This is a genomic window from Lactiplantibacillus daoliensis, from assembly GCF_005405005.1.
Classification (GTDB): Bacteria; Bacillota; Bacilli; order Lactobacillales; family Lactobacillaceae; genus Lactiplantibacillus; species Lactiplantibacillus daoliensis.
Window position 1 is genome coordinate 237,576 of sequence record NZ_BJDH01000003.1, and the last position, 14,179, is coordinate 251,754.

The 14,179-nt window shown below is 43.4% G+C and carries 18 protein-coding genes and 1 tRNA gene; 9 read left to right on the plus strand and 10 right to left on the minus strand.

The window, feature by feature from the left end:
• The first annotated feature begins 69 nt into the window (after positions 1-69).
• The 4 genes from FFM64_RS05345 to FFM64_RS05360 all read left to right on the plus strand — a co-directional run bounded on the left by FFM64_RS05345 (position 70) and on the right by FFM64_RS05360 (position 1,597).
• Entirely contained in the window at positions 70-303 is a 234-nt protein-coding gene (locus FFM64_RS05345; protein ID WP_137606971.1) for a heavy-metal-associated domain-containing protein, read from the plus strand.
• A 79-nt stretch (positions 304-382) separates the two neighbouring features.
• Positions 383-604, plus strand: coding sequence for a heavy-metal-associated domain-containing protein (locus FFM64_RS05350; protein ID WP_171000301.1), 222 nt, complete (start codon positions 383-385; stop codon positions 602-604).
• 12 nt (positions 605-616) lie between these two features.
• Positions 617-1,174: a ferritin-like domain-containing protein gene (locus tag FFM64_RS05355; protein ID WP_137606972.1), complete on the plus strand. Its 558-nt coding sequence runs from the start codon at positions 617-619 to the stop codon at positions 1,172-1,174.
• A gap of 219 nt (positions 1,175-1,393) precedes the next feature.
• Positions 1,394-1,597, plus strand: coding sequence for a hypothetical protein (locus FFM64_RS05360; protein WP_137606973.1), 204 nt, complete (start codon positions 1,394-1,396; stop codon positions 1,595-1,597).
• Positions 1,598-1,640: 43 nt separating this feature from the next.
• Here FFM64_RS05360 and FFM64_RS05365 read toward each other — a convergent pair whose 3' ends face one another.
• From FFM64_RS05365 to FFM64_RS05375, 3 genes are all read right to left on the minus strand, one after another.
• Positions 1,641-1,913, minus strand: coding sequence for a metal-sensitive transcriptional regulator (locus tag FFM64_RS05365; RefSeq protein ID WP_137606974.1), 273 nt, complete (start codon positions 1,911-1,913; stop codon positions 1,641-1,643).
• A gap of 2 nt (positions 1,914-1,915) precedes the next feature.
• The gene (locus tag FFM64_RS05370; RefSeq protein ID WP_137606975.1) at positions 1,916-2,236 is read right to left on the minus strand and encodes a thioredoxin family protein; all 321 of its coding nucleotides are present in this window, start codon (positions 2,234-2,236) and stop codon (positions 1,916-1,918) included.
• A 533-nt stretch (positions 2,237-2,769) separates the two neighbouring features.
• Positions 2,770-4,683, minus strand: a complete 1,914-nt coding sequence (locus FFM64_RS05375) for a heavy metal translocating P-type ATPase (protein WP_137606976.1) — start codon at positions 4,681-4,683, stop codon at positions 2,770-2,772.
• A 112-nt stretch (positions 4,684-4,795) separates the two neighbouring features.
• Here FFM64_RS05375 and FFM64_RS05380 point away from each other — a divergent pair, with 112 nt between their 5' ends.
• A complete protein-coding gene (locus tag FFM64_RS05380; protein WP_137606977.1) occupies positions 4,796-5,767 on the plus strand; it encodes an SGNH/GDSL hydrolase family protein in 972 nt (323 codons plus the stop codon).
• 50 nt (positions 5,768-5,817) lie between these two features.
• Here FFM64_RS05380 and FFM64_RS05385 read toward each other — a convergent pair whose 3' ends face one another.
• The 5 genes from FFM64_RS05385 to FFM64_RS05405 form a co-directional block, all read right to left on the minus strand.
• Positions 5,818-6,516, minus strand: a complete 699-nt coding sequence (locus FFM64_RS05385) for a YdcF family protein (protein ID WP_137606978.1) — start codon at positions 6,514-6,516, stop codon at positions 5,818-5,820.
• Positions 6,509-7,231 carry a demethylmenaquinone methyltransferase gene (locus tag FFM64_RS05390; RefSeq protein ID WP_137606979.1) on the minus strand — a complete coding sequence of 241 codons (723 nt, stop codon included), beginning with the start codon at positions 7,229-7,231 and terminating at the stop codon, positions 6,509-6,511. Before FFM64_RS05390 ends, FFM64_RS05385 begins: the two co-directional genes overlap by 8 nt.
• Positions 7,232-7,397: 166 nt before the next feature.
• Positions 7,398-7,742, minus strand: a complete 345-nt coding sequence (locus FFM64_RS05395; protein WP_137606980.1) for a bacteriocin immunity family protein — start codon at positions 7,740-7,742, stop codon at positions 7,398-7,400.
• 125 nt (positions 7,743-7,867) lie between these two features.
• A tRNA-Ala gene (locus FFM64_RS05400) sits at positions 7,868-7,940 on the minus strand.
• A 48-nt stretch (positions 7,941-7,988) separates the two neighbouring features.
• On the minus strand, positions 7,989-8,360 hold the full coding sequence (locus FFM64_RS05405) for a hypothetical protein (protein ID WP_137606981.1): 372 nt from the start codon (positions 8,358-8,360) through the stop codon (positions 7,989-7,991).
• Between the two features lie 115 nt (positions 8,361-8,475).
• Between FFM64_RS05405 and FFM64_RS05410 the strand changes: the two genes are divergently transcribed.
• Both FFM64_RS05410 and FFM64_RS05415 read left to right on the plus strand, forming a co-directional pair.
• Positions 8,476-8,808 (plus strand): hypothetical protein, encoded by a 333-nt coding sequence (locus tag FFM64_RS05410; protein ID WP_137606982.1) that lies wholly within the window; start codon positions 8,476-8,478, stop codon positions 8,806-8,808.
• Positions 8,809-9,111: 303 nt separating this feature from the next.
• Complete coding sequence (locus FFM64_RS05415) at positions 9,112-10,107, plus strand: C40 family peptidase (RefSeq protein ID WP_223876900.1); 996 nt, start codon at positions 9,112-9,114, stop codon at positions 10,105-10,107.
• 118 nt (positions 10,108-10,225) lie between these two features.
• Here FFM64_RS05415 and FFM64_RS05420 read toward each other — a convergent pair whose 3' ends face one another.
• Together FFM64_RS05420 and FFM64_RS05425 are read right to left on the minus strand one after the other, a co-directional pair.
• Positions 10,226-10,423 (minus strand): LBP_cg2779 family protein, encoded by a 198-nt coding sequence (locus FFM64_RS05420; RefSeq protein ID WP_137606984.1) that lies wholly within the window; start codon positions 10,421-10,423, stop codon positions 10,226-10,228.
• Positions 10,424-10,518: 95 nt separating this feature from the next.
• Positions 10,519-12,180 (minus strand): phosphoenolpyruvate carboxykinase (ATP), encoded by a 1,662-nt coding sequence (locus FFM64_RS05425; RefSeq protein ID WP_137606985.1) that lies wholly within the window; start codon positions 12,178-12,180, stop codon positions 10,519-10,521.
• A 444-nt stretch (positions 12,181-12,624) separates the two neighbouring features.
• Here FFM64_RS05425 and FFM64_RS05430 point away from each other — a divergent pair, with 444 nt between their 5' ends.
• A complete protein-coding gene (locus tag FFM64_RS05430) occupies positions 12,625-13,263 on the plus strand; it encodes a TetR/AcrR family transcriptional regulator (RefSeq protein ID WP_171000314.1) in 639 nt (212 codons plus the stop codon).
• A 163-nt stretch (positions 13,264-13,426) separates the two neighbouring features.
• Positions 13,427-13,924: a MarR family winged helix-turn-helix transcriptional regulator gene (locus tag FFM64_RS05435; protein WP_137606987.1), complete on the plus strand. Its 498-nt coding sequence runs from the start codon at positions 13,427-13,429 to the stop codon at positions 13,922-13,924.
• Positions 13,925-14,179: the final 255 nt, after the last annotated feature.

Consider the following 14,179-nt stretch of genomic DNA (forward strand, 5'->3'; position numbering starts at 1 on the left):
GGTCAAGTTTTTATCAATAAATTCCCGTTATGATAAAGCCATCAAGTAATCAAACGGAGGTAATTAAAAATGACTAAGGCAATTATGCAACTGGATACGTTAACTTGCCCATCGTGCATGACTAAGATTCAGAAGGCGTTGGAAAAGCAAGCTGGTGTGCAAACCGTCAAAGTTTTGTTTAATGCTAGCAAGGTCAAAGTTAGTTTTGATGAAACCGTGACGACCGGCGAGACGCTAGCGGATGTGGTAACTGAATTAGGCTATACCGTCAAGCAAGTTAAAGAAAAAGTTGCCATTTCTTGATGGCGGTCAAGTTCAAAAGCCGGTTCAACTTGTAAACTAGCAGTATTCAATCAGTACTAATTTAATGGAGGTAATTATTATGGCAAAAGCAACGATGCAACTAGGTACCTTAACTTGCCCATCATGCATGACTAAAATTGAAAAGGCATTGGAAAATCAAAGTGGCGTGGAAAATGTCAAAGTTTTGTTCAATGCCAGCAAAGTAAAAACAAACTTTGATGAAGGTGTTACTGATGCGGATAAGTTGACGGATGTTGTGACCGGTTTGGGCTACGAAGTTCAAAGCGTCAAGGTCAAATAAGGAGGAACCCTAATGAGCGAATTAACGATTGAAGATCAATATGCAGCAGAATTAAAACAAAGTGACATCGATCATCATGTCCCAACGGCGGGCGCGATGACGAACCATATTTTATCTAATCTGATGGTGGAATATGTGAAGTTAAATCAGGTTAAATGGTACGTCAAAGGGGCGAATTCATTTAGCTTACGGAACGAATACGCGCGTTTGATTGCTTTGAATACTAAGAATTTTGCTGAGCTGGCTGACTTGTTACTGGACGAGGCCCAGAAACCATCCGCAACAACGGCGGAATTAACCAAGTATTCAATGTTAGAAGAAAACGGGGCCTTCAAGTACAATGACGCTGACACGTTGGTCGCAGCGACGATTAAGGATTTCGATACGGAAAACTTGTTCGTTGATCGGGCCATCAAATTAGCCGAAAAGGAATCTCGGCCCGCATTAGCTGCTTGGTTAGTGGGCTACCGTGGTAGTAACAACCGGAACATTCGACAATTACAAGCTTTCTTAGGCCAGGATGCCCGCGATGGTTTGGACGAAGAAGACGATGATGACGACGAAGATTAAACGTTAATGAAGCTAAAAATAGCGACCTTGGATTAGTCTGTGAGCTAATCGAAGGTCGCTATTTAGTCGTTGCCTTATCATTAAGGCAATTATTCAACGCGGTTTAGTTTTCGATTAAAGCAGTTCGGTACAGGATTTACCTCCAATCATTGGTATTAGGTTGGTTTTGCTGTCGAGTTGCGCTATACTAGCGCTATTAAAAAATGGAGGTGCAAAACCATGTCGATTAGCGAAATTGTTACTTGGACAGTTGTGTTCATCCTAGCAACTGGCTTTGTTACCGTCATTTCGACGGCAGTATTAATGCGCCGTGCCAAGAATCGGCCCAATGATGAACCCAAATCAGATGATAAAAAAGACGACTGGGACAAGGATAGTTGGGCCCATGATGATTGGAAAAAGGGAAATTGGGACGATAAATAATTGAAACAAAAAAATCCGCCTAAACCGGCGGATTTTTTTAGTCTTATTTCGTTTTTAATAAAAGATCTAATGAATGTTCTAAGTTCTCAACGTCGACATCAGTCATATTATCCACACAGTTGTTGATATTGCGCGCAATGACGAGCTTCATGGCTTTATCGATGCTGGATTTAACGGCGGATAATTGCACGAGCACGTCGTCACAAGAACGATCTTCGTCCATCATCCGTAAGACACCGTCCAGCTGCCCAGCCGACCGTTTTAAACGGGTTGTAATCTGTTTGCGGGTAACGTAGTGCGTTTCAGCGGTTGCCATAACTAGTTGACGGCTTTCTGTAATTCAATTTCAAAATTGGACTTGGGACGGGCGCCCACCATGTGGCTGATTATTTGGCCGTCCTTTTTGATTAAGAATGTTGGAATGCCTTGAACTTGGAATTGGCTAGCAACTTCTTGGTCGTTATCAACATTCAATGAAACGAAATTGACTTTATCCTTGTAAGCTGGGTCCTCAGATAGTGATTGCAAAATAGGATCCATCATCTTACATGGTGGACACCAGTCAGCGCGAAAGTCGACAACGGCAATCCCAGTATCAGTTTCCTTGGCAAAATCTTGGTCATGAATTTCTTTAATCATTGTAAGTCCTCCAATAGGTTTAATTAATGTTATTAATATACCCCCATGGGTATCTGGAGGCAACTATTTTGTTTCATCATTACTGGTTACTAAAGGATTAAAGTTAAAAGTCGCTGGTCTGTGCCACTATATCAACAATCAGGTCATGAAAACTAGTCGATTACTGCCGATTCCGGTTGTTGCCAATAGCATGCGGACGAGGAACCGGTTCAAGCCTCAGGAACGTCTTGAGCCTCGTCCAATCCTCCAGCTAATCAGTGATTATCAGTTGATTGCATTTAGCGGAGTCAGTTAAAATCGGTGTGCAGTGTCGGCTTGGAATTGAGGCGCTAGACCGTTCTTTGGCTGGCGCCGTCCCCCACAGTACACCGATTTTGACTGACGGAGCGCTGAATTTTGGCAAGTCGACTTTAGACGTAATGGTTACTGGTGCTGCGACATTTGTGATGCTTTCGAGTTTTTCAACCTTTTAGCTAGTTATCAAAAAAACGACCGCCCTCAAATTTGAAGGTGGTCGCTTTAAGCTCACTTAATTAAGCAGTAGTTGTGGCAGCTGATGGTACGGATTCTTCGCGGGTCTTGTCGAACTTGGTCCGGAAGTTGATTAAGCGCATTGCATTGAAGATGACGACTAAGATGCTGGCTTCGTGGACGAACATGCCACTAGCCATGTAAATGTAACCGAAGATTAAACCAATTAATAAGAAGGCAACGGTCGCGATGGCAATGATAATGTTTTCGCGAGTGTTCAAAACGGTTTTTTTAGCTAAGCCGTGGGCGTGAACTAACGCTGGGAAGCTGGATTGCATGAGCACGACATCGGAAGTATCGATGGCGACGTCAGTCCCACTGCCCATGGCGATTCCAATGTCCGCGTTGGCGATTGAGGGACTGTCGTTAATCCCGTCACCGATAAAGGCAACAGTGTTACCGTCAGCTTTGAGCTGTTTCACGTAATCGACTTTTTCTTCTGGTAAGAGGTTCGCGTGGACTTCATCAATATTGAGTTCACGAGCGACCGCGTCGGCAGTTAATTCATTGTCACCTGTTAACATAACTAAGCGTTTGATGCCTTGGGTCTTTAGGGCCGCTAAGGATTCTTTAACGTTAGGACGAACGGTGTCAGAAATACCGAAGATCAGTTGAACGACGCCGTCGATTGCCATGATGACAGTTGATTTACCGGCTTGTTGCATGTCACTTAAGTCGTGAGCTTGGTCTGGCGATAAACTAATGTCATGTGCGGTTAACATCTTTTGGTTGCCGATGACGATTTGTGATTGGTTGACTTCGGCGCAGATTCCTTGACCTTTTACGGTTTCAGTATTGTCCAAGGTAAGGGCTTCGCTAGCTTGTGCGTGGCTACCGGCGTAATCAATGATGGCTTTACCAAGTGGATGGTCGGAAACGCCTTCGACGGTTGCGGCAAGGTTTAGTAATTGATCTTGATTGTCAGTGTAAGCCTTGAAGCTTGAAACAGCGGTGTTACCTTCTGTTAAAGTCCCAGTTTTATCAAAAACTAAAGTATCCACTTTGGCAAAGGTATCGACGACTTCGCCACCTTTGATGAGAATACCACGTTTAGCACCATTCCCAATCCCGGCAACATTTGAAACGGGTGCGCCGATGACCAAGGCACCAGGGCAGCCAAGTACTAAGACAGTGATCGCCAGCCGGAAATCACGGGAGAAGACGAACACCAAAGCAGCTAAGACGAGGACAGCGGGGGTATAATATTGCGCGAAGCGGTCAATAAACTTTTCAGCCTTCGACTTCGTATCCTGTGCTTCTTCGACGAGTTCAATAATTTTGGCAAAGGTCGTGTCGTCACCAACTTGAGTGGCTTTGATCTTTAAATAGCCGTTTTCAACAATGGTTCCGGAGTAAACTTGATCGTCGAGATTCTTGTTGATTTGGCGCGATTCACCAGTGATGGAAGCTTCGTTGATATACCCATTGCCTTCAACGACAGTCCCGTCAACGGGCACTTGACTCCCAGTTTTAACGAGGACGACATCACCTTCGTCAACATCATCCACGTCAACTTCTTCAGTTCCAGCGTCTGTCACTAAGGTAGCTGTGGTTGGTGATAAATCGGTCAACCCTTTGATCGCGTTGCGTGTTTTTTGAAGGGTTTTGCTTTCGAGATATGACCCGAATAAGAATAAGAACGTCACGATTGCGGATTCGTTAAATTCACCGATGATGAAAGCCCCGATAACGGCAATACTAACTAAGAGTTCGATACTGAAAACTTTATTGATCAAGGCGCTCCATGCGCGAACGGCGATTGGAACGACCGCGATGATCGAAGCGACTGCTAGAAAGACTTGATAACCAAGGACATAATTGAGTGCGTATTTGCTGAGAAAACCGAGTGCGATGAGAATCCCAGTGATTAGTGTAATTTGGTTCGTATGTTTAGTTAAGAACTGTTGAAATTTCATATTGAAGACTCCTTATTTGATTTGATGAGTCTAGTATATAAGCTAGTCCTTGATTAGAAATTGACGGGTATCAAGTTTGCAAAATAAGATTAAGAATTAATGGAGTGAGAAAATGCAATATCAATTAACGACGGCGAACAATCCCGTCATGCCGGCCTATTTTCAAGGCCGCTGGGCAGCTAAAACGATTAAAAAGACTCGTGTCATGTTTAGTACGAATTTAGGCGCCGCTTTTTGGTTCCAAGTGAAACAGGCGAGCTTTGTTACGATTAACTTGTTAGATTTGGCCGCGACAGCCAGTGCGTGGGTCGCCATTCAGATCGATGGCTTGCCATATCAACGGGTCGCAGTTAAAACAATGCCTTTTCGCTTAACGCTAGATGGACAACCCCATGTAGTGCGGGTGGTTATGAGTGGGAATACTGATTTAGATCCAGTTTGGGATGGTGCAAGTGGTTTTGCGGTCGAAGCGCTGCAAACGGATGGGACTTTAGCAGCAGTTAAACCAGGCCGCCACAGTTTGACCTTTATTGGCGATTCAATTACAGCTGGTTGTTGGGTGGCTGGCAAAACACCTGCTAGGGATTATCGTGGCGAAGCAAACTATGCAGCGATTGCGAGTGATTTATTGAATACGCATGATGTGCGGATCGCATATAGTGCTATCGGGGTCAATAAACCGGGGCGTGGTGGTGTGCCGCCACTACCCAATGTTTTGACCGCGATTGATCGGCAAACCCCTTGGCAGCCAACACCCACGGATGCTGTCGTGATTAATGTTGGGACGAATGATGGTTTGGAATCAGCCGAAAGTTTTACGGCTTTGTTAAAACAGTTCATTAATCAAGTGCAGGATTTGTATCCGAATAGTCGAATTGCAGTGTTGGTGCCATTTAATCAGCGATTCGATCAGGTGATTCGGACAGTAGTGCCAGCATTTATGACGGTTCAGTTAATTGAAACGGCGAACTGGGAATTAAGTACAACAGATGGGGTGCATTTGGACATAGCTGGGTCACAAGCAGCGGGCCAGCAGTTAGCGCAGCGTTTGCGTAATTTGTATCCAGAAATATTTGATGATTAACGAAAACAGCTACCATTAACCTTGATTCAGTTAGTGGTAGCTGTTTTTAGTTAGCGTTCACGTTGTAAAGATTCTTTTAAAAGTCGCTGGTAGGCTGCTAATACGTTCTCGGGGAGGGTCACATGTTGGATGAACCTCTTCCCGTTTGGACCGTAGCCCGCGGGGGTATCCCATAAACGCTGGATTTCGCCCAATAATAATTCGGTGAAGTAAGCAGTTGGCCAAGCATTTTGATAGGCGCGATGCAACCCAAATGCCACGGGATTAAGTTGGCTGAGTTGGAAAGCCGGTGGCAGTAGCCGCTCAAATTGGTAGGAGATTCCCCAAACTTTTTCGAAAGTTAGTTGGCTACGTAGCGCCAATAGTGGATCCTGAACAAGCAGAATGTGATGCCAGTTGGACGGTGCCAACGCGTGCGCATGATCAGCATTGGCACCGGTGTTGGTAGAGGTCTGGTCTTGCAGAATTTTTCCTTGATAACCGGATTGTCGCACAATATCAGCCATTAACACTGCTTCGCTCAGATCGTTAACAACACCCATGTTCTGTCGTAGATATTTGGTCGCGTGACCGATGCCACCGGCAATTACAATAGTAGGAAGTTGTTGTTCAGTTGCAGTTCGAGCAGCCAGTTGTGCGGTCAACGGCAGACTGTTCCCACATAAAATCAAGCCGTCGACTTGTGGTAATGGTGTGGCCGGTTGCGTTAACCAAGCTAAGCAGGTATTTAAATCAGCGAGTTTAGCCATGGAAACTTGCCGGTTTCGTGCCGAAGTGAGCCGCGGCCGCTCCGAAATTGAAGCGGGTATAATGAACGGTTTCAAAGCCGGCCTGTTCGAATAAGCCTACAAGTTGGCGGTAGCTGACGAAGTGGCGCGTGGTTTCTTGTAAATAGGAATATTCTTGATATTGGTGGGCGAAAAGTCGTCCGAATAGTGGCACAACTTTGGTAAAATACCATTGCCAAACGGGTTTAATGATTGGTTGATCGGGCTGTGACGTTTCTAAACAAACTAGCTGAGCGCCGGGTTTGAGCACTCGATATATTTCGGCCAAGGCTTGGGGTTTATCTGGTAAATTACGTAAACCAAAACCAATTGTGACTAGGTCAAAGGTGTTGTCTTTGAAAGGTAAGTGCATGGCGTTGCCACGTCTGAGCCAGACTCGGTCAGCTAATTTAGCTTGGCTAACTTTCTGTTGCGCGATTTTTAGCATCGGTGCTGAAAAATCAAAGCCGATGACTTCGCCAGTTTGGTCAAGTTCTTGCGCAATCGCGATTGTCCAGTCACCAGTGCCACAACATAAGTCAAGGGCGTGCGCGTTGGGCGCGAGCTTAATCTGGGCCATCGTTTGCTTACGCCAGTGGCGATGCGTTCCCAGACTGATAATATTATTCATGCGATCATAGTTGGGGGCAATCGTGTCAAATAGTCCCTGTACGTTATGCAAATAACGATTTGCCATAAAAGTATGTCTCCTTACGAATATGTCTTCTTAATAGCTCTACTATAGCAGATGTTGTGTGGGTTGATGGTAAAAGATTGCTGATATAATTAGCAACATCATGACATGAAAAAATGCAACCTCGTTGAGTTGTTTCAACAAGGTTGCATTTTTAGTGATCGTACAGTTACATCCCACCAAACATGACCGGTGACATGATAATTCCGAGGGCAATGTTCCGCTGGCGCATTTCATCAGCATCAATCTTGCCAGCCTTAACATCGGCTTGCAATTCACGATAAATTGCCATGACCGGCTCGGGTACTTGGTGGTTATGAATATAATATTTTGAGATATCATGCGTCAAATTCGTAATGACATCCAAATAAGGTTTTTCGTTGTTTAAATCAGTAGCGTTGGCTAATAATAATTTTTGCATAGCCAGGTCATTGGTTTTCTGGGCAGCCGTATAAGCAGCACTGAGCTGATCGGTTAATGCCGCGACTAATTCGTCGTTAGTTTCTTTGTCCATAGTGTTAATCCCCTATCTATCCCTTTTGATTGGTTAAATTATAAGCCTAAACAATGACTGGAACAAATTAGCGCCGACAAAAAAAGCCGACAAAATTGTCAGCTTCTAATCGTTTTAATAATCAATGGACCTTACCGGATTTGAACCGACGACCTCCTACATGCGAAGCAGGCGCTCTCCCAACTGAGCTAAAGGCCCAAGTACAATAATTAGTATACCGCAAAATTGAGCGCTTGCAAGCCCTAACTAATGCCGACTAGCCCGATGATTTTGCCCACCGCGGATTTTATGAACCCGTCGTTTGAACTGTGGTTGATCTTTGCTGACAAACTTAAAGTGTTGCATCTTGCCGTTGAAAATTTGGCCGCTTAAGCGTAATTTTGTCCAATCTTGCATGACAGCCATCATGCTGTTAATTTGGTCAGAACGCAGTTTATCCTGGTTTTGTTGCGCGAGCGGCAGTAGGTTCGTTTCTAATTGGTGAACTAACTTTTGGTGATAGGCAAGTAGTTCGGGCGTCAGTGGCGCATTGGTATATGAATTGAATAATTTTTGGATCGTTTGGAGCGCATCTTTGATGTCATTTGGTTGATAGTAACGCTCATCGGACTTCGTCAAGTTAATTACCTCCGTAACTTCAATCAGTATAACAAATTTTCGAACAAATCGACGGCAAGCTGTGGCTATCTGGGAGGTTACCCGTTAAAATTAGGGTATTCAAGGGGGTGCCATTATGGCCGAAACAACTGTGTTGATGACCGAAGCAGAACAAGTACTCAATCATGCCTATGATAATTTTAAGCAAGTCCAGTTACAGCGTTCGAAAGAAGCTTTATTTGAAAATGCCAATGAGATTTTTACGGTTAGCAAAATTGCGGATGCAACCCTGTTGTATTTATTTGATGACGTCATTGCTCAAAGGGTGGTGGATCTTGATAATGAGGTCCTCGCTACGATGTATGAGCAAGCCAGTCAGACTGAATTTTTGAAATTGAACTTTACAGGAAACGATATTCGTTGGTTGTTAGGATTACCCCGAACCCACCATCGTCATCGAGAAATGTAACAAATTAGGGAAGCGCATGATTAAATCAAGCGCTTCCTTTTATTTTTTATGAGTATTTTAAAACTTTTTTAAAAAAGTTTTGCCATAAAAGGTTCAAATGGTCAATGATTGTCCACTTTAAAACCGCGCCGTTAAGGCATTCTAAAATTTAATTGTTACGTTTGTGGTATATTGTTAAGGTTCTGTAACTTTCGTAACATATTGTTATTTTGTTGGTACTTGTATGTAACACTTATTGAGTATCATAGGTATTGGCTTGAAGTACATATGCGTGACATTCTTCTTGGAGTGATCATCATTAAAATGAAAAAAGTAAATATTAAGCAAGTTATGTTAGGTACTGCTGCATTAGCCGGTTTAATGGTAACCAGCCAAGCAGTCGCAAACGCAGATTCAATGACTATCAAATCTGGGGACACAGTTTGGGCATATTCACAAAAGTATCACGTTTCAATCGACCAAATTGTTAAAGAAAACAAATTAGGTAGCGCTGATTTCATCGTTGCCGGCCAAAAGATTAACATCCCTGGTGTTAAGACTTCTGACAGCTCAAAGACCGCTACTGCTAGTGCAAGCAGTGTTAAGTCAACGAGTGCTGCTACTTCAACAAGTAGCCAAGCAACTAGTGCTGTTGCTACCAGCTCATCTGTTACTAGTGCAAGTAGCACGAGCGAAGCAGCTTCAAGCAGCGTTGTTTCATCAAGTGCTGCTGTTCAATCAAGCACTTCAACTGCTAGTGTAAGCAGCTCTGTCGCATCAAGCGCCGCAGCTACTTCACAAAGCTCAAGTGTTGTTAGCCAAGCTAGCCAAAGCTCTGTTTCTTCATCAGCTTCAACTAGTCAAGCTTCAACAACTCAAGCTTCAACAACTCAAGCTTCAACTAGTCAAAGTCAAAACACGACACCTACGACTTACCGTCGGAGTGCCCGTGTTGCAACGACTACCCAAAGCCAAGCAACTAACACTAACGTTAGTTCAAGCTCAGCAATCTCAGCTGCTTATACTTTAGTAGGGACTCCTTACGAAGTATTAGACTGTTCAGCATTTACACAAGCTGCCTTTGCTAAGGCTGGCCGTCAAATCGGTCGGACGACTTACGCACAAGCTACTCTTGGCGCCCATGTTTCATTCGGCCAAGCACAAGCTGGCGACTTAGTATTCTGGGGTTCTGACAGTGCACCTTATCACGTTGCGATTTACTTAGGCGGTGGCCAATATATTGGTGCCCATGACTACGGTGATCCTGCATCTGTTAAGAGTACTGCATACTACACTCCTAGCTTTGCAATCCATATGTAATCAAAACTAACGTCACTGACGTTGGCATAAGTCGTCCATCTTTTGATGGACGGCTTTTTCTGTCCACCGAAACAAAAAAGACATCCAACTTAATGGATGTCTTAAGCTAATCGGGCGACTAAGCCTTGGCTTTACTGTTCATATATTTCTTCAACAGTTGTACTTCGTCTTGTGTTGGTGTTACTTCGCCGGATTTAATGTTATGAATCCGTTCAACAGATATTTGACTGCCGAAAGCTAAATCACCGTCTGTGAGATGGTGCTGACGTTCAAAAGCAATCAGTTTTTCTGACAATTGGCTCAATGGTAGTTCCATGCTCCTCACCCCGATTATTAGAATTCGTAAAAGTTCAGTGCGGTAACTGATACTTTTATTATAACCTTAAATCGGAAAAAACGGGGCGCGAATGGCTAACGAGTTACTTTGTCTGTTAATTGTCTTTGCAATTTAACTAAGACATCGGTAATTTCATGTGGTAAACGGTCGTTGTGGGTGTGCTGATATTGGTCCACAAAGTTGGCCCGAATACCTAGACGAGTTGCCACCAAATTGCGGTAGTCAGCGTTGTCATAATCAACTGGGAAGTCAGCTAGTTTCAAGTTTTGCATGTGATCACAGCCGGCAAAGGATTCCCATTCAGTCGTATTATTGACGATTGCTTCTAAGGCGCCTAAAGTAATTTCCTTAGGAATCTTCTTATCACCAAATGAACCAGTGTTCAATAGGTAGCAATCGAGGTGACGTTCTTCGAATAACGCTTTGAAATCGTGATAATCTTCCGATAATGGATAAACTCGGAATGGATTTGCAAATGGTTCGATAACGAGTGCGTTACGGTCAATATTACCAACGATATTTTCAGCAGAACTGCGTTTAGTTGCTAGCGTTGCGCCGAAAGTCGCTGCTAAAACAGGATCGTCTACTTTAATGACTGGTGGCAGGCTGTCGTCTTTCATAATCCAGAAGATAGCATTGATTGGGGCATTTTCTTTATCGACACGGTTCGTTGAAGCATAACGCGACTTGATGGTCCGACCGTTGCCGTTACGTAAATCTTCAGTGACTAAGACTTTGCGTCCCTGATCATCCAAAGTAACGCCGACATTTTGAATCGTCATAAAGTACTTGGTTTCGTCAGAGGTCATCGGATAGTCATTAGTTTTGTCAAAGTAAGATGGTTCTAGCGCCACGGAACTCCCGTTTTTGCGATTGATGACGAAAGCATCGTCATGTAACACCGTGATGTCATATTTATAACCATGTTTAGCGTGAGTTAGCGTGGATTTCCCAGAACCAGAGAGACCAAACATTGCGAAGACTTGATCTTGCTTGTCCTTGAAATGGAAAGCTTTTAAACCACCATGACAGGAAACGTAGCCGTGCCGATGAGCAATGGACCAAGCTAATGTTAACGTGGATTTCTTGAGTTCTCCAAAGTATGGCATCCCCAAGATGGCCGCTGCATTATGTTTAGGATCGAATAACGCCAAACCATCTGGATAATCAGGATCGTGATAGCTTGGGTCTGCATAGATGTAAATGTCGCCTTCAGGATAGGCCACGGAGTTATCGAACATCTCTTGGTAATGCTCGGTAATTGGTTGGAAGTTCAACATATACGAGAGCAAGTTATTGGCATAACCTTCTGGGATTGCTAAATGGGCGCGAACGATGAAATCTTCATCTAGGCCAACCAGTACGTCGGTTTTAATGAAGTGTTTTTGCTGGCCGTTGTATACGGCCTGACGTAAACGTCCTGCCATATCAGCTTCATCCACGCCTTCATCGCCAAGAATCCGCCGGGCTTGGGCGGTCCGACCAACGACTTTACCAGTGTTGTCGATTAACATCTTAGCGTCTGCAGGCAGGCCGAGATCAGTAGGCCGATAGATTGGCAAATCGGTTTGAATGGTCCCGGGCCCTTGGACAGCTAATTCATAGGCTGTCGCGACATTCGGAATGTGAGTCATGTTGTTGCCATAAAAGGCGGTTTCAATCGTGGACCGAATTTGTGAAAAGATGGGGTTGCTACGACCGATATCGGCTAATTTGTATGAATTGTTTGTACTCATGTTGAAAGCCTCCTCGAACATTTATTGTTTTAAGTTTACCACAGTTTGCAATTCAAGAAAGCGCTTAATTTGTTAATTTAATGGGTACTACCCGTTTCTTAAAGAGCTCATAATAATTCGTTTTAATGGCTATTCTCGAGCGCAAATTTAGGATTTAACGATTATTAAACAATTTGATAATTATTGAGCATGGAAGCCGACACAATTAGCTTGGATGCAATTAATTTAATGAATAAGCAAAAATAAGTTGCATTGAATGGTATATTAGTATAGTTTATTTAGAGAGGTTAAGGTCTTAATTGGGTCTTTTTTAACATTATTTGAAAAATAGTTAACGAGGTTTATCTTAACGATGACAAGTGTAATCAGTGGCGATGTTAGCACGACTCATCAATAATGAAGGAGGTGGCGTCGGTGCCACGAAAAAGAAATACCCAACGCCGCATGGAAATTGTTAATACCGCTTTTCGGTTATTTGCCGAAAGCGGGTATGATTTGGTTCAAATGAAGGATATTGCTGAAGCTTGTGATATCAGTAAATCGTTGTTACAACACTATTTTCCCAAGAAAATCGTCCTGTTGAGCACAATGTTGAACGAATTGATGCTGAGTGCGTTTACCTATAGTAATGAGCAACTAACGGCGCTGTCAGCGGAACAACGGACGATGATTCAGATGAGCTTTTTGTTGCGAACGTTGGATGAAAATCCCAAAATTGAGCATTTTATTCGAGATGTTTTCCAGAGTCCAGAACTCACGACGGAATTGGTTTTAGTCACCTTGGACTGGCTAGAAGCGATTGGTGTTGATGGTGAGACCATTGCAATTCGTTATGCGATTAATTTCTCTGTATCTGGTGGGATGGCTGTGTTCTTCAAACGCAAGTTGTTGCAAGCTAGTGTTGAAGCTATATCAGAGAATATTGGTCATTCGTTCTACTTGTTACTGGGTGAGAGCACTGAGAAGATTAACCAGATTTACTTGAGTACCGCTAAGTACAACACGGATCATTACTATGAACAATTCATTGATTATTTGCACTCACATGCGACGATTAACCTGAGTTTAGAAATAAAAAATTAATATAAAAATTCACCTAAATTCCTTGTATTTCGTAAAATATACTAGTACACTTTAAATCGGGGAAATGATAAAAGACGCTTACTAATTAAAGAAAAACTTTGGAGCGAATTATGGGCATTGACTGATCATAATTCAACCGCTAGATTGAAAGGGAGATTTTAATATGAACGAAGATATGGAGTTTTTTGACCGATTCAGCCATATGTATTTACACGGCTTTAAGAACCTAGCTGACATGTTTGCGGAACCAGCCACGGAGCACGGAATTACGTTAGATGAATTTTACATCCTTTATGACATTGCTGAAGCTAAGGGTAAGATTCGTTTAATGGATATTGCGGAAACTCATGGTGTGACGCGGTCAGCAATTTCACGGTTAATCGGCCGGTTATTACGGAAAGATTACTTATACCAAGAAGCCGAAGACCACGATCGTCGGAATAAAGTTTTGAAGTTGACTCCCGAAGGTGCCCGGGTTGAACACGTTGTTTTCAGTGAATTATTACAACGGAACCGTGTTTGGCGCCAAATGTTCAGTCCAGCTAAGCAATATCAGACGTTGGACTTGGTTGAAGAATTTATGGATAAGTTTGTCAATGAAAATGCCGGCAAGCAATCTGATAAGGCCAGTTATGCCGAAGACAAGCGTGCCGAAGCTTAAGGTATATCAGTTAAATTATCGATGATTAAAGTAAGTCGTTCAGTGCCTCTGTGTGGGTGCTGGACGACTTTTTGCGTCTTTCGATTTTTAATTGGTTAACCCAGGGTGCAGGTTGAAAATTCTGAGCCTACACCACACGTTAACAATCAGGCGATGAGAAAGAGTCGATTACTGCCGCGTCCGGTTGTTGCTGATAACATGCGAACGAGGGAGCGGGTCAAGCCTCAAAAACGTCTTGATCCTCGCCCGAAAGCT